Source organism: Halomonas borealis, assembly GCF_004798905.1.
GTDB lineage: Bacteria > Pseudomonadota > Gammaproteobacteria > Pseudomonadales > Halomonadaceae > Halomonas > Halomonas borealis.
Map to the genome: position 1 here is coordinate 67,633 of NZ_SDMO01000002.1, position 20,642 is coordinate 88,274.

Here is a 20,642-nt window from a genome sequence, read left to right on the forward strand (position 1 = left end):
TATGTCCCACCACGCCCATACCCCCGCCGATCGCCTGGCCGCCCTGCGCGAGGCCATGCGCGAACATGCCATCGATGCCTGGTGGTTGCCGTCTTCCGACCCGCACAACTCCGAGTACCTGCCGGAGCACTGGGCCGGCCGTGCCTGGCTGTCCGGCTTCGACGGTTCGGTGGGCACCCTGGTGGTCACCCAGGACGCCGCCGGCGTGTGGGTCGACAGCCGCTATTGGGTGCAGGCCGAGGAACAGCTGGCCGGCAGCGGCATCGAGCTCAAGAAGCTCCAGCCCGGCCAGGCCGACGCGCCGATGCGCTGGCTGGCCGAGCGGCTCGACGAGGGGGCGACCCTGGGCTTCGATGCCGACGTGGTGACGCTGGCCAACGTGCGCCGCCTCGAGAACCATCTCACGCCGGCGGGGATCCGGCTGCGCGGCGATCGGGACCTGCTCGACGTCATCTGGCCGAACCGCCCGGCGCTGCCCGCCGCACCGCTCTACGCCCACCCCACGGCCTACCTCGACGAGTCTCGCGGCGAGCGCCTGGCCCGGGTACGCTCGGCCATGGCCGAGCACGGCGCCGACTGGCACACGATCTCGACGCTGGACGACATCGCCTGGCTGACCCAGCTGCGCGGCGACGACGTCGAGTTCAACCCGGTGTTCCTCGCCCACCTGCTGGTGGGTCGCGATGAGGCCACGCTGTTCGTCGCCCCGGGCAAGCTCGACGAGACGCTTGCGACGGCGCTTTCCGCCGACGGCATCGCGGTGGCGGACTACGCCGACTGGCAGCCCCGGCTCAACGATCTGCCGGCCGAGTCCCGCGTGCTGCTCGACCCGGCCAAGCTGACCCTGGGCACCCGCCAGGCACTGCCGGAGAGCACGCACCTGGCCGAGGCCGTGCAGCCCAGCACCCTGGCCAAGGGCCGCAAGAGCGACGCCGACCTGGCCCACGTGCGCGAAGCCATGGAGGAAGACGGTGCGGCGCTGTGCGAGTTCTTCGCCTGGCTCGAGGCCGCGCTGGCGCGCGACGAGACGGTCACCGAGCTGACCGTGGACGAGCGGCTCACCGCCGCCCGCGCCCGCCGCCCCGGCTTCGTCAGCCGCAGCTTCGGCACCATCGCCGCCTTCAACGCCAACGGCGCGCTGCCCCACTACCACGCCACCCCGGAGGCCCACGCCACCATCGCCGGCGACGGCCTGCTGCTGATCGATTCCGGCGGCCAGTATCACGGCGGCACCACCGACATCACCCGCATGGTACCGGTGGGCACCCTCTCGGCGGCCCACCGCGAGGACTACACCCGGGTACTCAAGGGCACCATCGCGCTGTCTCGGGCCCAGTTCCCGCTCGGCATTCCCTCGCCGCACCTGGATGCCATCGCCCGGGCACCGCTGTGGGCCAGCGGCCGCGACTATGGCCACGGCACCGGCCACGGCGTGGGCTACTTCCTCAACGTGCACGAGGGGCCCCAGGTGATCGCCTGGTCCGCGCCGGCGGCGCCGCACACCGCCATGCAGCCGGGCATGATCACCTCCATCGAGCCCGGCGTGTATCGCCCGGGGCAGTGGGGCATCCGCATCGAGAATCTGGCCGCCAACCGCCCCGCCGCGGAGAGCGAGTTCGGTGACTTCCTGCGCTTCGAGACGCTGACCCTGTGCCCCATCGACACCCGGCCCATCGACGTCGCCCTGCTCGAGGCCGGCGAGGCCGACTGGCTCGACGCCTACCACGCCGAGGTGCGCAGCCGGCTGGCGCCCAAGCTCGAAGGCGAGGCCCTGGCCTGGCTCGAGCAACGCACCCAACCGCTCGAACGCGGCTGAGCGGATGTCGCTTCAGCCTTGAGCTGAAGCCGACATGAAAGCGGGGCGCCGGCATGGCCGGCGCCCCGCTTCTTTGTTCGCCGCCCGGCTTGCCAGCCCTGGAAGAGAGCGCGTGTTGCGTCTTCTACTCACGGCTCGTGGGTCAATCCTCCACCATCTCCGGCAGCAAGGTCTTGAGCTTACGGGTCAGCGTATTGCGGCCCCAGCCCAAGAGCTCGGCGGCCTCGCCCTTGCGCCCGCCGGTGTGCTTGAGCGCGGTCTCGACCAGGATCTTCTCGAAGTCGGGGACGGCCTCTTCCAGCAGATGGGTATGCCCCGCGGCGAGCGCCCGGTCGGCCCAGTCGCGGAAGGCGGCGCGCCAGTCGCCGGCGGCGCCCTGCTCGGCGGCCTGGCCGAGCTCCGGAGGCAGGTCCTCGACCAGCACCTCGCGGCCGGAGGCCATCACCGTGAGCCAACGGCAGGTGTTCTCCAGCTGGCGGACGTTGCCCGGCCAAGCCAGCCGCGTCAGGTGCGCCTCGGCCTCCGCGGTCAGCACCTTGATATCGGTGGCGAGCTCCTTGGCGGCCTCGGCCAGGAAGTGGCTGGCCAAGCGGGGGATGTCCTCGCGCCGGTCGGCGAGCCGCGGCAGGTGGACACGAATGACATTGAGGCGGTGGAAGAGGTCCTCGCGGAAGCGCCCCTCGTCGACCAGCCCCTCCAGGTTCTGGTGAGTGGCGGCGATGATGCGCACGTCCACCTTCACCGAGGTGTGTCCGCCCACCCGGTAGAACTCGCCGTCGGCCAGCACCCGCAGCAGGCGGGTCTGGGTCTCGGCGGGCATGTCGCCGATCTCGTCGAGGAACAGGGTGCCGCCATCGGCCTGCTCGAAACGCCCCTGACGGCTGGCGGTGGCGCCGGTGAAGGCCCCCTTCTCGTGGCCGAACAGCTCGGACTCGATCAGGTCATGCGGGATCGCCGCCATGTTCAGGGCGATGAACGGCCGGCCGGCCCGTGGGCTGTGCTGGTGCAAGGCCTGGGCGACCCGCTCCTTGCCGGTGCCGGACTCGCCGTTGATCAATACCGTGATATGCGATTGCGACAGCCGGCCGATGGCACGGAACACCTCCTGCATGGCCGGCGCTTCGCCGATGATCTCGGCATCCAGCCCCTCGGGCGCATGCACCGGGCGCCGGCGCTCCCGGGCATGGGCGACGGCACGGCGCACCAGCGCCAGGGCCTCGTCGACATCGAACGGCTTGGGCAGGTACTCGAAGGCCCCGCCCTGATAGGACGCCACCGCGCTCTCGAGATCGGAGTGCGCGGTCATCACGATCACCGGCAAGTCGGGGTGCGCCTCGCGGACCCGTGCCATCAGGTCCAGGCCATCGATCCCCGGCATGCGGATATCGGTGACCAGCACATCGGGCGGATCCTCGAGCAGCCGCTCGAGGATCCGGTCGGCGCGCTCGACGCTTTCGACTTCCAGATCGGGCTGGGCCAGGGCGCGCTCCAGCACCCAACGAATGGCGCGATCGTCATCGACGATCAAGACGCGGCCGGCGTCAGTCATGGCAGGTCTCCAGCGGTATCAGCAGTCGGAATTCGGTATGCCCCGGGAGCGAATCGCATTCGATCAGCCCCTGATGGCGATGCAGGATCGACTGGGCGATCGACAGCCCCAGCCCGCTGCCCTCGGCGCGGCCGGACACCATGGGATAGAACAGCGTCTCCTTGAGCGCCTCGGGCACCCCCGGGCCGTTGTCGAGGATCGACACCTGACAGACCAGCCGATGGCGCTCGGCGCCCAGCGTGAACTGGCGCCGGGCACGGGTCTGCAGCGTCAGGGTGGGCGCTTCGATACCGGCCTCGGTCATCGCCTGTTCGGCGTTGCGCGCCACGTTGAGGATGGCCTGGATCAACTGGGATTCGTCGCCGCTGAGGTCGGGCAGGCTGGGGTCATAGTCACGAATGATCGTCACCTCCGGGCGCTCCACCGCGACCAGCGAACGGACCCGCTCCAGCACCCGGTGGATGTTGATCGGCTCGGGGCGATTGAGCCGGGTGGGGCCGAGCATGGCATCCACCAGGTCACGCAGCCGGTCGGCTTCCTCGATGATGATGTGAGTGAACTCGGTGAGCCGGGAGTCCCCCAGGTCGCGCTCGAGCAGCTGCGCCGCCCCGCGGATGCCGCCCAGCGGATTCTTGACCTCATGGGCGAGCCCCCGCGCCAGCACCTTGATGGTCTCCTGACGAGTCTGCAGCGCCTCCTCACGGGAGATGCGCAGCAGCCGGTCGCGGGGCTCGATCTCCAGCAGCAGTTCGTCCGCCGACAGCGGCGTGACGGTGTAGTCCACGGTCAGCAGCTCGCCGGTCGGCAGGCTCAGGCGGGCCTCGCGCTGGGTGTAGGGATGGAGCTCGTCGCGGGCCTTGGCCAGCAGCTCACCGATGTCGCCATCGGCGTTGACCAGCGCCGGCAGTGGCTGGCCACTCACCCGCGCGCGGCTCAGCGCCAGCAACGCCTCCGCCGCCGGATTCATCCAGCGCAGCCGCAACTGGCCATCCAGCAGCAGCACGGCGGTGGTGAGGTGTTCCATGAGGCGTTGATACATGGGGTCATTCCCGGCAATGAAGTGACGTGGCCCACCGGATCTCCGCGGGGCGGCGACCGCCAGACGGTCTCGGCACCGCCCATCTGGCCCAGACGGCGACGGCCACAGTGGCCACACCGAATAGCTGCAAGAAGCGCGCCATCTTTAGATGGGGCGATTCACGGCGCCCCCACGGTGGTCCGACACGGGATCATGCACCATTTTAGTGCACCGTTCGACGCCACGCACTGACGAATAACACTCAGCGTCCCGATCGCGCCTCCCGCTGGGCATGCGGCCGCTCGCCTCGGGCGTCATGCTCGCGTCGCGGCTGATCGCCGCGCAGGCGCTCGGCATGGCGGAAGGCACGCCCCTCGACGACCCGGTCGGCGTGGTCGAAGGCATCGAAGGGCGCGTCGTCATGCGCCGTGGGTGGGACGCAAGGCCTCGACGATCCGTCCGGACACAGCGGTCGATGTGGCCGGCGCGGGGGCAGCTAATCGTTGGCGGGATTGTTGGGATTGCTCGGCAGGTTGACGCTTGCCCGCTGCACATAGAGCGTCAGCGGCGAGGTGCGGTGACGCACCGCGCCGGCGGCGTCGAGCAGCTCGGCCTGCACCCGATGCTCGCCGCGCACCAGGTTGGAGAGCAGGAAGGTGTCGGTGTGCAGGGCGGACTGGCTGACCCGACCGTCCACCAGCAGCCGCACGCGATGGTCGGCGCGCAGCGCGGGCCGAATGGTGAGGCGCACCGGGAGGTTGCCGGCGGCGCCGGTGGGTAGCGTCGACTGCGGCTCGGGCGAGGCGATCGCGAAGGCGTCGTAGGGCATGAAGGGCTGGCCAGGCTCACCGAAGCGCGTGGCGCCGTCGGCCGGCTCTGACGTGGCGCTCGGCAGCGGCTCAACCGACCGGGACGGCACCACGGTGAGTGGGTCGAGCTCCACCGCCTTACCGCCGCTCTGGGGGTCGTCGGTGAAGACAACATTACCCTGGGCATCGGTGGTGCGGTAGATGGGTTGTGCCGCGACGGGCAGACTCGTCGCCAGCCCCAACGCCAGTATCGTGATGATCGTGTACATGCGTGCCTCCAGGATCCCGTGACGACCGCCATGGCGCGCCGTCGCCAGGATCCAGCCTAGCCCAACGCGCCCCCGAAACGGAATCCACATTCGCGGCCCGGACGCGGACGGGTAGGATGAGGCATCGACATGGCAAGCCAAGGAGCCTCGGCATGGACGCGTGGGAGAAGGTAATCGCACTGACACTGCTGGCCGGCATGGCGATGCCGCTGGGCGGCGGGATCGCCCGAGTGGTGAGGCTAGGCCCCCACGGGCTGGAGAACGAGCTGCGCCACGGCATCGTCGCCTTCGGCGGCGGCGCGCTGCTCTCGGCGGTGGCCCTGGTGCTGGTGCCCGATGGCGTCGAGGCCTTGGAGCTGGGGCCCGCCATGCTGTGCTTCCTCGCCGGCGGGCTGGCCTTCATGGGCATCGACATCGCCCTCAACCGCAGCGGCGCCTCCGCCAGCCAGCTGGTCGCCATGCTCTCCGACTTCGTGCCCGAGGCCCTGGCCCTGGGCGCGGCCTTCGCCTATGGCGGCGGCAGCGGCGTGCTGCTGGCCCTGCTGATGACGCTGCAGAACCTGCCGGAAGGCTTCAACGCCTATCGCGAGCTACGCGAGAGCACCCACTACTCGGCGCGCCGCCTGCTGACGATGTTCTTCGCCATGGCCTGGCTGGGGCCACTGGCCGGCCTCGGCGGCTTGTGGTGGCTGTCCGACTACCCCGCCGCGGTGGCGGCGATCATGCTCTTCGCCGCCGGCGGCATCCTCTACTCGGTATTCCAGGATCTGGCGCCCCAGGCGCGGCTCGAGCGCCACTGGGGGCCACCGCTCGGCGCGGTGCTGGGCTTCGCGCTGGGCATCGCCGGGCACATGCTGATCGGCTGACGGACCTCGCCCCACATGACAAGAGGCACGCCCGAAGGCGTGCCTCTTTTTGCAGCGGAGCGCGGCGCCTGCGCCGCGCGGCCTCAGCAGCTGTAGTACATGTCGAACTCGAGGGGGTGAGTCGCCATACGCAGGCGCTCGACATCCTCTGAGAGCAGCTCGATGTAGGCATCGATGGTGTCGTCGGTGAAGACGCCGCCCTCGACGAGGAAGCCACGGTCGGCGTCCAGGGCTTCCAGCGCCTGCTCGAGGCTCGTGGCCACGGTGGGAATGGCCTTGCCCTCTTCCGGCGGCAGGTCATAGAGGTTCTTGTCCATGGCATCGCCGGGATGAACCTTGTTCTTGATGCCGTCGATGCCGGCCATCAGCATCGCCGCGAAGCACAGGTAGGGGTTGGCGGTCGGGTCCGGGAAACGGGTCTCGACGCGCTTGCCCTTGGGGCTCGCGGTGTAGGGAATACGCAGGGAAGCGGAGCGGTTGCGGGCACTATAGGCCAGCATCACCGGCGCCTCGAAGCCCGGCACCAGACGCTTGTAGGAGTTGGTGGAGGCGTTGGCGAAGGCGTTCAGGGCACGCGCGTGCTTGATGATGCCGCCGATGTAGTAGAGCGCCATTTCCGACAGCCCAGCGTACTCGTCGCCGGCGAACTGGTTCTGGCCATCCTTCCAGAACGACTGGTGGACGTGCATGCCGGAGCCATTGTCGCCGACCAGCGGCTTGGGCATGAAGGTCGCGGTCTTGCCGTAGGCGTGGGCCACGTTGTGGATCACGTACTTCATTTCCTGCACTTCGTCGGCCTTCTTGACCAGGGTGTTGAACCTGACCCCGATCTCGTTCTGGCCGGCGTTGGCGACCTCGTGGTGGTGCACCTCGACGGACTGGCCGATGGCCTCGAGGGTGTTGCACATGGCGCCACGCATGTCGTGGAAGCTATCGACCGGAGGTACCGGGAAGTAGCCGCCCTTGACCCGCGGCCGGTGCGCCAGGTTGCCGCCCTCGACCTGACGGTCGGTGGCCCAGGCGCCCTCCTCGGAGGTGATCTTGTACATGGCGCCTTCGATGTCGGCCTTCCAGTGTACCTCGTCGAAGATGAAGAACTCGGGCTCGGGGCCGAAGAAGGCGGTATCGCCCAGGCCGGTGGCCTGCAGATAGGCCTCGGCGCGCTTGGCGATGGAGCGCGGATCGCGCTCGTAGCCCTGCATGGTGGCCGGCTCGATGATGTCGCAGCGCAGCACCAGGGTGGCGTCTTCGGTGAAGGGGTCGAGGAAGGCGCTGCCGTCTTCCGGGCGCAGGATCATGTCGGACTCGTTGATGCCCTTCCAGCCGGAGATGGAGGAACCATCGAACATCTGGCCGTTCTCGAAGAACTCTTCATCGATGTCACGGGCCGGAATGGTGACGTGCTGCTCCTTGCCCTTGGTGTCGGTGAAGCGCAGGTCGACCCACTTCACGTCGTGTTCTTCGATCAGGGCGAGTGTCTTCTCGGACATGAGGTCCTCCAGGAAAGCAATGGTGGCTGATTCGGCTATTTCTGCTCGGCGCGTCTCTGTCGCCGGCCGCGATGAGGCTCCGCCGACGTTGTAGCATGCTGCAGGCACGTTGCCCACGCCGCCATGCACGAGAGCATGGCACTGATCAGAACAAAGCAAGCAGCGTGCCAAAGTAGACCCTCTCACCAAAACATTCATAACATGCTGAAAGAAATGGAGAAAAAAGTAGCGCCACAAGAGTGCAAAATCGGCGCCCCGCCGCATGCCCACTCATGACGCTACCCTGATGCCCGAAAGCGCACCACGATGGTGCGCTGTTTGGCCTTTTGCACTGCCCAAGAGCATGAGCTGCTGACATGGACAATGTTAGAAGCTTCGCATCACGTCCACTCGGACAGATCCACCACCCGGTACAGGCCTGTCACCCTAGGCATCGACGCCGTCGTCGTCGCCCAGCCACTGATCGATGAGCGCTGGGTGGTCTTCGACCCAGCGACGTACACCCTCTTCAGGATTGCCGACATCCTCGATGGTTAACATCAGGTCCGATAGCTCGGCATGGCTCATGTGCCAGCCATTAAGGATGCCTGTCACTTCGGGATGCTCTTCGGCAAATCCGGCCTTGGACATCCATTTGATGTCGTCGCCACCGCCATAGGCTTCCTCGGGATCCTCGATGGCCTTGAGGTCATACTCGGCATAGGCCCAATGCGGTTGCCAAAGGGTGACCGCGATGGGGGCCTCCTTGCGATACGCCTCCTCAAGCGAAGCCAGCATGGCGGGTGACGAACTGTTCAACTGACGAAACGGCAGATCGTAGCGCTCGATGGCGGTATCCGTTTCCCCGGCGATGGCGGATCCCGATTCGATGCCCATGATCGTCGGCTTGCCCTGATATACGAACCGCTCCGCATTGGCCTTCAAATCCGCCATGGTATTGATATCGGAGAGATAGGCAGGCACCACCAGCTCGTCTTGAGCACCGTTGTACCAGGTACCATGAACATCGATGCGATCCTGATAGGGCTCTAGGTACTGGGCATCGCCATGGGGTAGCCAGACTTCCAGCGATATGTCGATATCGCGCTGGGCCAGCCCACTGAAGATGATGCTCTTGCCGGTCGTGGTCAGGGTGATGTCGTATCCACGCTCTTCCAGTAGCTGTTGCCACAGGTGAGATACAGCAATGTTCTCCGACCAGTTGTTGGTGCCGATGGTCAACGACTTGTCATCCGCCGCCACGCTACCAACGCCTAGGCCGACAAGGGCGGTACAAAAGGTAAAGGAAGCGATCGCTTTCATGGGTCTCCTTGGCGAGTTGGAAATAAGGATCAAGAGCCTAGCAACTCTTCGTCATAGCCGTAGGTCGACAGACGGTCGATACCTCGTTCAGTGATCAACACCTGCTCTTCGAGTTTGACTCCCTCACTGCCATCGCGATGCCCGATATAGGCTTCCACGCACAGCGTCATACCAGGCTCGAGATGGCCGTCGTAACCGACATCGTCCCAGTCCATGTCGTGAGCGATCAGCGGCCATTCACCGGTCATCCCGCAACCGTGCACGATGTCCAGGTAACGGTTCTCGCGATACCCTTGAGGAATCGGCCAGGCGCGACGCGAATACTCGCGAAAGCTCATACCAGGCTCGAGCAGGGCGATATTACTTTCCAGCTGATCGGCCGCCATCCGATAGAGCCGCCGCTGTTCCTGGGTGGGTCCACCGCGACCGGGCACATGGAAGGTCCGCGAGAAGTCGGTGTAATAGCCGAAGCAGCCGACGATATCGGTATCAAAGGCCACGAGCTCGCCCGGTGCGATAATCTTATCGGAGCACTCTTGGAACCACGGGTTGGTACGCGCTCCGGAAGTGAGCAGCCGAGTTTCAGCGTACTCACCTCCCGTGGCCAGCACATGCTGGTTGAAGATGGACCACAGCTCGTTTTCCGACATGCCCGGACGTAGGCTAGCCTCCATACGCGCCATGGCGGACTCGGTCAGTGTCACCGAGCGATGGATCAAGCTCAGCTCATCGATACTCTTGATCGACTTGGCCCCCTCCATGACCACCGCTGCATCCATGAGCTCGAAACCAGCTTCATCGAGAGCGGACACCGCGGCGGTGGGGGCAGACTCGATACCGAGACGCTTCCCCTGGGTCATAGAGCGTTCGAACAGAGCCCGGATATCATCGACGAAATTCGCTGTGTGGCGGGCGCAGTGCGGACCACTGTACTGCGGCATCACCGCCCGTGCCGGCCGAACCTCATCGAGTAACTGGGAACCCTTGGCCAGATGCAAGCAGGCACTGAACTCGAAGAGCACCACCGGACCCTCAAGAGGCACATACAGATAACGAGCGGGATTACGCTGCGAGTAGACCTGCATGTTGCGCGAACCACAGGCATAGCGGATGTTAATCGGGTCGAACAGGATGACCGCGTCCATCTCATGGTGGCGCATCTGCTGACGCAGGCGCTCTAGGCGGTAGCGCTCGACGCGAGCGATCAGCTCGCCATCGATAGATTGACGGCGGAAGTCACCGTCGCTGTAGAGGCGGTCGTCGCGAGACGCGTCGGCCAGGGCCACAATCTGACTCATGGAAAAATTCTCGTTGGTGGGCAGGCAAATGGATCGGTCAGGCATGAGCGCCGAGGGATTCCCTCGGCGCTCGCCTAGCCCATGAGGTCGTCGTGGCGACGCTGATTGTGGGCATCGATATGAGCCTGGGTCACGCGACCATAGATCTTCTCGGTGTGCTCCAGGCTCCCCATCATGTTCGGGCTCTTGGCGTAGCCCAGCAGGGTGCACAAACGCTGTCCCTTGGCGGCCGCCACGCGGTGCATCGAGTAGCGCCCTTTGAAGAGTTGCAGGTCACCCGTATTGAGGGTCAGCGACTCGACCTCGGCATGGTCGCCTTCGAGGATGCGCTGCACACCGGCGAAGTTTTCCTCGCCGGGCCGGCGGATGCCGGGCGCATACTGGAATTCCCCACCGCTGTGAGGCCGTCGCGTCATCAGGCTGACGATGAACTCGTTAGTGTCGAAGTGCCATGGCAGCTCGGTATCGTCGGGCATGACGTTGATGACCAGGCCGGCAATGGGATCGGCGAATTCGTAGATGACCGGCTCCTCGAGACAGTCGGCAATGAAACGCTGAAACGCCGGGTCGCGATAGAGTGCCTTGACGATGGCATCCTCGGGAATGTGGTCCTTGGCCACGAACCCGTTGGTATAGTGCTGAAAGCAGCGTATCGGGTGATCGTCGGGCAGGTCGGGGTCATCCGGGGTGATATACGGATTGACGTTGTTATCGGAATAGTAGGCCAAGGGCGCCAGGGCCTCACTTTCGCGGCGTAGCGCCTCGACGACATCGTCACGGATGAACTGGGACAACAGTGCGCAGCCGTCCTGTCGCAGCTGGGCACGCACTCTTGCCACCGCATCGCGATAGGCGTCGCCTTCCTGTTGGTCAATCGGGTATTGCCGCAGGTCGACCAACCTCGCCAGGGGAGTGTCCGCGGGTGCTTGCGGGGTCGGTGAAGATTCTTCGCGGAGCGCGGAAGATGGCATCGGCTTGCCTCCTCTCGGGTAGCGGGATGAATACTGCGGCCTAGGCTAGGCGGCCCCGCTCACCAGCTACAATCAGAATTCCGTCGCCGATGTCATGAAATTTTTATCAATTGATTCAGGTGGTTGAGAATGCCCCTCAAGAAGGCGGCCGATATAGCTCGCGCAGCAGCGAGGCCAGCGGAATCGCCACCTCGGCAATACGTGGTTCATCGGCAAAGGCTAAGTACCAAGGGATGCGAGGCATGTCTCCGGCCAATGGCCGCATCACCACCCGCCCCTTCGCCTCGGCATCGCGCACCGCCCAACGCGACAGGATACTCACCCCCTTACCAGCAGCCACCAGGTCGAGAATCAGGCTCACGGATTCGACCTGCACCATCCGCGATGGGTAGACCCCAGCGGGCTGGAAGAAGTGTTCGAACTCATGTCCCGCCTCCGGCGCCACGCTATAGGTGAAATGACGCTCCTGATCGAATACCTCAGGAGGCACCGCATCGCTATCGGCATAGGGATGAGACAGAGGCAGCACCGCCATTAGCGGCTCCTCGAACAGCTCGCGGTAATCGAGGCCCCGCTGAGCAGGAACCTCGATCATTGGAATCATGTCGACCCGCCGGGCCAGCAAGGCGCCCGTCATCTCGGGCATCGACAGGCTCACCAGGTCGATGTCGCCATACGGAGGGTCATAAAGATGGGGCACGACCCGCGAGAACATATCATAAGGCCCAATGCCCAAGCGGATGGGCGGCTCCCCATGGCGCGCCAGCTGCCATGCCTCAATTTCCGCGCTGCGCAGCCTCGGCAGGGTATCCCGGGCGGCGGCCACCAGGCGTTCGCCGGAGGCCGTCAGCACCAATCGACGCCCTTCGCGCACGAACAAGGATATCCCGAGACGCCGCTCCATCTCGCGGATACGATGCGTGGCCGCCGGCTGCGTCACACCAATCGCCGCCGCCGCATCATGGACCGTGCCATGCGTAGCGATGGCATCAATCAGCACATAGAACTTGATATCCAGCATGGCAGAGCTCACCTGATCAACAGGGGTATCATTCTACCCAAGGGGCCAAGTCTCAACGACCGAGGCGGCCGAGAATCGCCGCTCGCCGACGCCGCCCTCCTTTCGCAGCCCCTTGAATCCATGGGCCGAACGAGTCGCGCCCGCGGTTTCCGGTCGACAAGGCTGGTAGCGTCGAGGTCCTGACTCTATAATGCGGCCCCACTTTTCCCAGCAGGATCCCGTCGTGATCGAGAATCTTAGAAACATTGCTATCATCGCTCACGTCGACCACGGCAAGACCACCCTGGTCGACAAGCTTCTCCAGCAGTCCGGCACTCTGGACCGCAAAGCCGAAGGTCAGGAGCGCATCATGGACTCCAACGACCAGGAGAAGGAACGCGGCATCACCATCCTGGCCAAGAACACGGCGATCCGCTGGGATGACGGTGACGGCCGCGACTACCACATCAACATCGTCGACACCCCCGGACACGCCGACTTCGGTGGCGAGGTCGAGCGCGTCATGTCGATGGTCGACTCCGTGCTGCTGATGGTCGATGCCGTCGACGGCCCGATGCCGCAGACTCGCTTCGTCACCCAGAAAGCCTTCGATCAGGGCCTCAAGCCGATCGTGGTGGTCAACAAGATCGACCGCCCCGGCGCGCGCCCGGACTGGGTCATCGACCAGATCTTCGATCTGTTCGACAACCTCGGCGCCAGCGACGAGCAGCTCGACTTCCCGATCGTCTACTGCTCCGCCCTCAACGGCATCGCCGGCACCGAGCCGGAAGAGCTCAGCGACGACATGCGCCCGATGTTCGAGGCCATCACCAACATCGTCGAACCGCCCAAGGTCGAGCTCGACGGCCCGCTGCAGATGCAGATCTCGGCACTGGACTACAACAGCTATGTCGGCGTCATCGGCCTGGGCCGCATCACGCGTGGTGCCCTGCGCCCCGGCCAGCAGATCACCGTGGTCACCAAGGAAGGCAAGGAGCGCCGCGGCAAGATCGGCCAGGTGATGACCCACCTCGGCCTGGAGCGCGTGCAGACCGATGAGGCCACCGCCGGCGACATCGTCTGCATCACCGGCATCGAGAACCTGGCGATCTCCGATACGCTCTGCGACCCGAGCAACGTCGAGGCGCTGCCGGCGCTGACCGTCGACGAACCGACCGTGTCGATGACCTTCCAGGTCAACGACTCGCCGTTCGCCGGCAAGGACGGCAAGTTCGTCACCAGCCGCAACATCCGCGACCGCCTCGAGCAGGAACTGATCCACAACGTCGCGCTGCGTGTCGAGCAAGGCGACAGCCCCGAGAAGTTCATCGTCTCCGGCCGCGGCGAGCTGCACCTCTCGGTGCTGATCGAGAGCATGCGCCGTGAAGGCTTCGAGCTGGCCGTCGGCCGCCCCGAGGTCATCATCCGCGAGATCGACGGCGTCGCCCAGGAGCCCTACGAAGAAGTCATCATCGACTGCGAGGAGCAGCACCAGGGCGCCATCATGGAAGAGCTCGGCTACCGCAAGGGCGAGCTCCAGAACATGAACCCGGACGGCAAGGGCCGCGTGCGCCTGGACTTCAGCATCCCGGCGCGTGGCCTGATCGGCTTCCGCGGTCAGTTCCTGACCCTGACCTCCGGTACCGGCATCCTGACCAGCCGCTTCGACCAGTATGGCGCGCTGCGCCCCGAGGCCTCCGTCGAGCGCCACAACGGCGTGCTGGTCTCCATGGTCTCCGGCAAGGCGCTGGCCTATGCGCTGTTCGCCCTGCAGGATCGCGGCAAGCTGATCGTCGAGCACGGCACCGAGGTCTACGAAGGCATGCTGATCGGCATCAACAACCGTGCCGACGACATGGTCGTCAACCCGACCAAGGCCAAGAAGCTCGATAACATGCGCTCCTCCGGCAGCGATGAGGCCCTGATCCTGACGCCGCCGGTGCGCTTCACCCTCGAGCAGGCCGTCGAATTCCTCGACGACGACGAGCTGGTGGAAGTCACGCCCCACCACATCCGTCTGCGCAAGAAGCTGCTCTCCGAGAACGAGCGCAAGCGCGCCAAGAAGAAGTAAGCGCCTTCGCCGCACGCCCCGGAGCCCGCCATCATGGCGGGCTCCTGCGTTGTGGCCTCTTCCCCCCGCCGGGGACTATGCTGAAAGCCTGATCCTTTACCCTGGAGGTGACCCGATGCATAAGCATGTCGAATGGGACGATCCCGGCAGCGCCAGCGTGCTGCGCTATTACCAGGACCACCCCCATGATTATCCCGAGCCCTACACAGGCAGCATCATCAGCGCACGCCTGAGCGGCTTCACCGCACGCGTGAGGGTCGATGCCTGGGTCGACGGCACCAGCACCGGCGAGGTGGTCGCGCTGATCGCCGATGACACCGGCCGCCGCGAGCAGCGCGTCGGCGAACTGGCGATCGGCGACACCGTGCGCCTGCCCGATGCCCGGCGCGCCATGGAACCTCCCCACCCGGCGGCGGACGACGATCGCGACTGAAGCGACGCCGGGATTGCCATCCGCCTCGCCAACGGCTCCTAAACGCTAGCCATCTGGTCAAGCGCCTCGGATCTAGCGCACAGTGAAGGCCTTGGGGCTGGGCATCCTAGCGCAGCACACCGCGGCCCGCTCTCGATGGCATACGCCACGAGGCCACGCGCACTCCGGGAACCGATGAGCACGAACAACGTCTGGACGCACAAGGGCACCTTCCTGCTCGCCGCCGTCGGCTCGGCGGTGGGGCTGGGTAATCTGTGGCGCTTTCCCTACCTGGCCGGCGAGAATGGCGGCGGCGCCTTCCTGCTGGTCTACGCCCTGACCATCTTCGCGGTCGGCATCCCGATCCTGATCGCCGAGACCATGCTCGGCCGCAACAGCCGGCGCAGCCCGATCATGGGCATGCGTTTCTTGACCCGCACCCATCGGACCTCGCGGGCCTGGGAATCGATCGGCTGGCTGGGGGCCGCCTCGGCCTTCATCATCTTAAGCTTCTACTCGGTGATCGCCGGTTGGGCGATCCACTACACCGGCCAGATGATCGCCGGGACGCTGTCCGCTGCCGATGCCGAGGGCGTGGCCGCCAGCTTCGATGCCCTGCTGGCCTCGCCGGCACTGCTGACCCTCTATCACAGCCTGTTCATCGGCTCCTCGGCGCTGGTGGTCGGACTGGGCGTCCATCGCGGCATCGAGAACGGCCTGCGCATCCTGATGCCGGCGCTGTTCGCGATCCTGATGGTGGTGCTGGCCTACGCCGCGACGATCGGCGACCTGGCCGCCGCCGCCGACTTCCTGTTCACCTTCGACATCGCCAGCCTCAGCCTGGAAGGCTGGCTGGCGGCCATGGGCCAGTCGTTCTTCACCCTGAGCCTCGGCATGGGGGCGATCATGGCCTACGGCGCCTACATGTCCGGCGCCGCCTCGCTGACCACCACCGCCTTCACCATCGCCTTCATCGACACCGCGGTGGCGCTGATCGCCGGCCTGGCGATCTTCGCCCTGGTATTCGGCGCCGGCCTCGACCCGAGCGAGGGCCCCGGGCTGATGTTCGTCACCCTGCCGTTGGCCTTCGCCGAAATGCCCGGCGGCACGCTGCTCGGGGCCATCTTCTTCCTGCTGGTGCTAGGGGCGGCGCTGAGCTCGGCGATCTCGCTGATCGAGCCGGTGGCCGCCTACCTGGTCGAGCGCTTCGACCTCAACCGCCCCCAGGCGGTCTCCGCCATGGTCATCGCCAGTTGGGCGCTGGGCCTGCTCACGGTGTTCAGCTTCAATCGCTGGGCCCTGGACTCGCCCTTCCACGCGCTGTTCGGGCGTAGCGCCTTCGGCCTGCTCGAGCTTGCCACCAACATCGCCATGCCGCTCGGTGGCCTGCTGATCTCGCTGTTCGCCGGCTGGGCCCTGACCCATGGCGAGGTGATGAAGGAGATGCGCACCGGCGAGACCTGGTTCCGGGTCTGGCGACTGCTGGTGCACTTCGTGGCCCCGGCCGCCGTGGCCTTCGTGTTCCTGCGCAGCCTGCCTCAGGTGCAGGGCTACGGCATACCCGCCATCGGCGCCCTGGTCATCGTCGGCACCTTCGCCGCCGGCCGCAGCTTCCTGGCGGAGCGCAACGCCTCATGAGACGCCTCGCGCCGCCCCATAACAATGAACAACTGCTTACAGGTGCGACATGTCAGCCATCATCGACGTCCGACACGTCAACAAGGCCTTCGGTGGCCTGCGCGTCATCAACGACTGCTCCCTGCAGGTGGAAGAAGGCGCCATTACCGGCCTGATCGGCCCCAACGGCGCCGGCAAGTCGACGCTGTTCAACATCATGGCCGGCGCCCTGCCGCTGGACAGCGGCGAGATTCGCTTCGACGGCGAAGACATCACCAACCGCCCCGCCGACCAGCTGTTCCATCGCGGTCTGCTGCGGACCTTCCAGATCGCCCACGAGTTCTCGAACCTGACGGCGCTCGAGAACCTGATGATGGTGCCGCCCCGGCAGGCCGGCGAGAGCCTGTTCGCGACCTGGCTCAAGCCGGGCCAGGTACGCCGCGAGGAAGACGAGGTGCGGCGCCGGGCGCTGGAAGTGATCGACTTCATCGGGCTGCATCACGTGCGCAACGAGCTGGCCGGCAACCTCTCCGGCGGCCAGAAGAAGCTGCTCGAGCTCGGTCGCACCATGATGACCGACGCCAAGGTGGTGCTGCTCGATGAGATCGCCGCCGGGGTCAACCGCACCCTGCTCGGCGACCTGATCGGCAACATCGAGCGTCTCAACCGCGAGATGGGCTACACCTTCCTGGTCATCGAACACGACATGGAGATGATCGCGCGGCTCTGCGACCCGGTGATCGTGCTCGCCCAGGGCAGCGTGATGGTCGAGGGCAGCATCGCGGAGATCCAGAACAATCCCGAGGTCATCGAGGCCTACTTCGGCTCACCCGCCGCCTGAGGCGTACTCCGGCACCGACAATAACGACAGGGCGGCCGGGCCGCCCGATAACAACAACGCAGAGACTCCCTATGCCACTACTCGACGCACGCGACGTGCAGGGCGGCTACGGCGGCATGAACATCCTCAACGGGGTGGACATGGCCATCGAGGCCGACGAGATCGGCGTCATCGTCGGCCCCAACGGCGCCGGCAAGTCGACCATGCTCAAGGCCGTGTTCGGCCTGCTCCAGGTCAGCCAGGGCGAGGTCCTGCTGCGCGGCGAGCCCATCCACAACCTGCCACCCAACCGGCTCGTCCAGAAGGGCATGGGCTTCGTGCCCCAGGAGTACAACGTCTTCCCGAGCCTCTCGGTGAAGGAAAACCTGCAGATGGGCGCCTACCTCAAGCCTGGCAGCGTCAAGCGCATGCTCGAGCGAATCTACGAGTTCTTCCCGCCGCTCAAGGACAAGCGTCACCAGCCCGCCGGCGAGCTCTCCGGCGGCCAGCGCCAGATGGTCGCCATGGGCCGCGCACTGATGGCCGAGCCCGAGGTGCTGCTGCTCGACGAGCCCACCGCCGGGCTTTCGCCACGCTACATGAACGAGATCTTCGCCCGTGTGAAGGAGATCAACGCCGCCGGTGTCAGCATCCTGATGGTCGAGCAGAACGCCAAGCAGGCGCTGGCCATCGCCGACAAGGGCTTCGTGCTGGCCGCCGGCCAGAACCGCTTCACCGACACCGGCGCGGCCCTGCTGGCCGACCCCGAGGTCGCCAAGAGCTTCCTGGGCGGCTGAGCCCGCCTCGACGGATCATCGGAGAGACCCCGTGAACGAACTCGTCTTCTTCATCAACAACGTGGTGATCGCCGGCAGCGTGGCCGGCTCGATCTACGCCATCGGCGCGGTGGGCGTGACGCTGATCTTCAGCATCATGCGCTTCGCCCACTTCGCCCACGGCGACATGATGACCTTCGGCGCCTTCATGGTGCTGTTGCTCACGACGCTGTTCCCCGGCGCCGGCAACGCCATCGGCGTGCCCACGCCGCTGATCATGCTGCCGCTGGCCATGGCACTGACCGCGCTGCTGGCGGTGGGCATCGACCGCGCCTTCTACAAACCGTTGCGCGCCCACGGCGTGAAGCCGATCGTCATGGTCATCGCCTCGCTGGGCGTGACGCTGATGCTGCAGGGGCTGATCCGGCTGTTCGCCGGCACCGGCGGCGAGAGCCTCTACGTCGATGACCGCAAGGAGATCTTCCGCCTGACCGTGCCCCTCGAGGGCGTGCGGGTGCCGGTGGTGATCACCGAGCCCCAGCTCTACCTGTTCGCGCTGACCCTGATCAGCGTGGTGGCGTTGCACTTCTTCCTGTCGCGCTCGCGGCTGGGCAAGGCCATGCGGGCGATGTCCGATAACCCCCCGCTGGCCCAGGCCTCGGGCATCAACACCAACACCATCGTCGCCGTGACCTGGGTGCTCGCCGGCGGCCTGGCCGCCATCGCCGGCACCCTGCTGTCGCTGGATGTGACCTTCAAGCCCGACCTGAGCTTCTTCCTGCTGCTGCCGATCTTCGCCGCGGCCATCGTCGGCGGCGTGGGCCACCCCTACGGCGCCATCGCCGGCGGCTTCGTGGTCGGCTTCGCCGAGACCCTGGCGGTGTTCAACTGGGGCATCCTGCTCAGGCCCTTCCGCGACAGCCTGCCCGAGTGGCTGGCCCAGGCCGGCAACCTGGCCTTCGTCGGCACCGAGTACAAGATCGTGGTGCCCTTCTTCATCCTCGTCGCCATCCTGGTGTGGCGCCCCACCGGCCTGTTCAAGGGCAAGGTGATCTGATGAGCACGACACGCACCGACACCGTCGCCGCCCCGCGCCGCTTCCCGCTGCGCGAGGTCATCCTCTTCGTGGCCCTGCTGGCCGCCGTGCTCGGCGTCTACGCCATGATGGGGGCCGCCTACAGCACCCGCATGCTGGTCGAGGCCGCCTGCTACGCCATCCTGGCCCTGGGGCTGACCATTCAGTGGGGCTACGCCGGCCAGTTCAACGCCGGGGTCATGGGCTTCGTCGCGCTGGGCGGCTTCTGCGCCATGTTCTTCAGCGTGCCGGTCAACGACGCCTTCTGGGACTCCGAGCTGCCCGGCCAGCTGGCCGTGGTGCTGGCCTACATCGTCGGCGCCGTGCTGGTGGTGTTCGGCGCCTCACGCCTCGATCGCCTGGGCGTACCGAAGACGCTGCGCACCGTCATCACCGTGGCGCTGGCCGTGGTGCTGTACATGGTGGTGATCAGCGCCTTCCGCGAGGTGGCCGGGCAGATCGAGTCCCGGGCCGGCTTCGTCGGCGGCCTGGGCCTGCCGCCCTGGGTCGGCTGGATCGTCGGCGGCGCGCTGGCCGGCGGCGTAGGCTACTTCATCGGCAACATCTGCCTGGGCCTGCGCAGCGACTACCTGGCCATCGCCACCATCGGCATCGCCGAGATCATCAAGGCGTTCCTCAAGAACTCCGACTGGCTGACCCGCGGCACCGCCACCGTCTCGCCGCTGCCCTGGCCGGTGCCCGGCCCCGCCGAGGTCGGCTTCACCCTGGCCCGGGCCCTGTACCTGTCGGTGACGGCGGTGCTGATCGCGGCGATCTTCTTCCTGCTGCACCGCGCCTATCACGCCCCCTGGGGGCGAATGATCCGCGCCATCCGCGACAACGAGGTCTCGTCCGCGGCCATGGGCAAGAGCATCAACCGGCGCCGCCTCGAGATATTCGTGCTGGGCTGCATCCTGATGGGCATCGGCGGCGCCGTGCTGGCGAGCTTCAACAGCCTGTTCGACCCCCAGGGCTACCTGCCGCTCAACCACACCTTCCTGGTGCTGGTGATGGTCATCCTCGGCGGGCCGGGCAACAACCTGGGCACGATCTTTGGCGCCGTGGCGGTCTACATCATCTGGCTGATGTCCGAGCCGCTGGCGCTGTGGTTGATGGAGCTGGCGGTGCACTTCGGCGAAGGCGCCTTCGGTTGGGAGGCCCCGGCCAGCATGGACAGCCGCGCCCTGCAGGCCCGGGTGTTCGTGATCGGCCTGCTGATCACCCTGGTGTTGCGCTTCGCGCCCAAGGGGCTACTGCCCGAGAAGGTCAAGCACGTGGATTGACGCCTCCCCGCGAGCCAGATTCGCACGCCTGAACGCCCCGATGCCCGGCATGAGACCGGGCCGGAGGCGTGGTGGCATGCCATAAATGAGTGATCGCTCAAAAATATCTTGAGCGATCACTCAGCAATGTTTAGGGTGGGCAGCGTCACACGCGGAAAGCCGTGAAATGGCTTGCCGTCAAGCGATGCAATCAGGCAGAA

The 20,642-nt window shown here is 66.1% G+C and carries 17 protein-coding genes; 9 read left to right on the forward strand and 8 right to left on the reverse strand.

The window, feature by feature from the left end; all coding sequences use genetic code 11:
- Position 1: 1 nt before the first annotated feature.
- Complete coding sequence (locus ETC07_RS03290) at positions 2 to 1,816, forward strand: aminopeptidase P family protein (RefSeq protein ID WP_136247085.1); 1,815 nt, start codon at positions 2 to 4, stop codon at positions 1,814 to 1,816.
- 142 nt (positions 1,817 to 1,958) lie between these two features.
- Here ETC07_RS03290 and ntrC read toward each other — a convergent pair whose 3' ends face one another.
- The 3 genes from ntrC to ETC07_RS03305 form a co-directional block, all read right to left on the reverse strand.
- Positions 1,959 to 3,365, reverse strand: a complete 1,407-nt coding sequence (ntrC, locus tag ETC07_RS03295) for a nitrogen regulation protein NR(I) (protein WP_136247086.1) — start codon at positions 3,363 to 3,365, stop codon at positions 1,959 to 1,961.
- Positions 3,358 to 4,404 carry a nitrogen regulation protein NR(II) gene (glnL, locus tag ETC07_RS03300; protein WP_136247087.1) on the reverse strand — a complete coding sequence of 349 codons (1,047 nt, stop codon included), beginning with the start codon at positions 4,402 to 4,404 and terminating at the stop codon, positions 3,358 to 3,360. The genes ntrC and glnL overlap by 8 nt, the downstream gene beginning before the upstream one ends.
- A 475-nt stretch (positions 4,405 to 4,879) precedes the next feature.
- Entirely contained in the window at positions 4,880 to 5,461 is a 582-nt protein-coding gene (locus ETC07_RS03305) for a DUF4124 domain-containing protein (RefSeq protein WP_136247088.1), read from the reverse strand.
- Positions 5,462 to 5,613: 152 nt separating this feature from the next.
- Between ETC07_RS03305 and ETC07_RS03310 the strand changes: the two genes are divergently transcribed.
- Entirely contained in the window at positions 5,614 to 6,327 is a 714-nt protein-coding gene (locus ETC07_RS03310) for a ZIP family metal transporter (RefSeq protein ID WP_136247089.1), read from the forward strand.
- Between the two features lie 83 nt (positions 6,328 to 6,410).
- Here ETC07_RS03310 and glnA read toward each other — a convergent pair whose 3' ends face one another.
- From glnA to ETC07_RS03335, 5 genes are all read right to left on the reverse strand, one after another.
- Positions 6,411 to 7,817: a glutamate--ammonia ligase gene (gene glnA, locus ETC07_RS03315; RefSeq protein WP_136247090.1), complete on the reverse strand. Its 1,407-nt coding sequence runs from the start codon at positions 7,815 to 7,817 to the stop codon at positions 6,411 to 6,413.
- 426 nt (positions 7,818 to 8,243) lie between these two features.
- Positions 8,244 to 9,119: a glycine betaine ABC transporter substrate-binding protein gene (locus tag ETC07_RS03320; protein ID WP_136247091.1), complete on the reverse strand. Its 876-nt coding sequence runs from the start codon at positions 9,117 to 9,119 to the stop codon at positions 8,244 to 8,246.
- A gap of 29 nt (positions 9,120 to 9,148) precedes the next feature.
- Positions 9,149 to 10,462 (reverse strand): M24 family metallopeptidase, encoded by a 1,314-nt coding sequence (locus tag ETC07_RS03325; RefSeq protein ID WP_240724546.1) that lies wholly within the window; start codon positions 10,460 to 10,462, stop codon positions 9,149 to 9,151.
- Between the two features lie 29 nt (positions 10,463 to 10,491).
- Entirely contained in the window at positions 10,492 to 11,388 is an 897-nt protein-coding gene (locus ETC07_RS03330) for a HalD/BesD family halogenase (protein WP_136247092.1), read from the reverse strand.
- Positions 11,389 to 11,524: 136 nt separating this feature from the next.
- Positions 11,525 to 12,409: a LysR family transcriptional regulator gene (locus ETC07_RS03335; RefSeq protein WP_136247093.1), complete on the reverse strand. Its 885-nt coding sequence runs from the start codon at positions 12,407 to 12,409 to the stop codon at positions 11,525 to 11,527.
- A gap of 223 nt (positions 12,410 to 12,632) precedes the next feature.
- Here ETC07_RS03335 and typA point away from each other — a divergent pair, with 223 nt between their 5' ends.
- From typA to ETC07_RS03370, 7 genes are all read left to right on the forward strand, one after another.
- Positions 12,633 to 14,459: a translational GTPase TypA gene (gene typA, locus ETC07_RS03340; RefSeq protein ID WP_136247094.1), complete on the forward strand. Its 1,827-nt coding sequence runs from the start codon at positions 12,633 to 12,635 to the stop codon at positions 14,457 to 14,459.
- A 115-nt stretch (positions 14,460 to 14,574) separates the two neighbouring features.
- Complete coding sequence (locus ETC07_RS03345) at positions 14,575 to 14,892, forward strand: hypothetical protein (RefSeq protein ID WP_136247095.1); 318 nt, start codon at positions 14,575 to 14,577, stop codon at positions 14,890 to 14,892.
- A 174-nt stretch (positions 14,893 to 15,066) separates the two neighbouring features.
- Positions 15,067 to 16,509, forward strand: coding sequence for a sodium-dependent transporter (locus ETC07_RS03350; protein ID WP_136247096.1), 1,443 nt, complete (start codon positions 15,067 to 15,069; stop codon positions 16,507 to 16,509).
- 49 nt (positions 16,510 to 16,558) lie between these two features.
- Positions 16,559 to 17,329: an ABC transporter ATP-binding protein gene (locus ETC07_RS03355; RefSeq protein ID WP_136247097.1), complete on the forward strand. Its 771-nt coding sequence runs from the start codon at positions 16,559 to 16,561 to the stop codon at positions 17,327 to 17,329.
- 71 nt (positions 17,330 to 17,400) lie between these two features.
- Complete coding sequence (locus ETC07_RS03360) at positions 17,401 to 18,105, forward strand: ABC transporter ATP-binding protein (protein ID WP_136247098.1); 705 nt, start codon at positions 17,401 to 17,403, stop codon at positions 18,103 to 18,105.
- Between the two features lie 31 nt (positions 18,106 to 18,136).
- Positions 18,137 to 19,141: a branched-chain amino acid ABC transporter permease gene (locus ETC07_RS03365; protein WP_136247099.1), complete on the forward strand. Its 1,005-nt coding sequence runs from the start codon at positions 18,137 to 18,139 to the stop codon at positions 19,139 to 19,141.
- Complete coding sequence (locus ETC07_RS03370) at positions 19,141 to 20,442, forward strand: branched-chain amino acid ABC transporter permease (RefSeq protein ID WP_136247100.1); 1,302 nt, start codon at positions 19,141 to 19,143, stop codon at positions 20,440 to 20,442. The genes ETC07_RS03365 and ETC07_RS03370 overlap by 1 nt, the downstream gene beginning before the upstream one ends.
- Positions 20,443 to 20,642 lie beyond the last annotated feature (200 nt).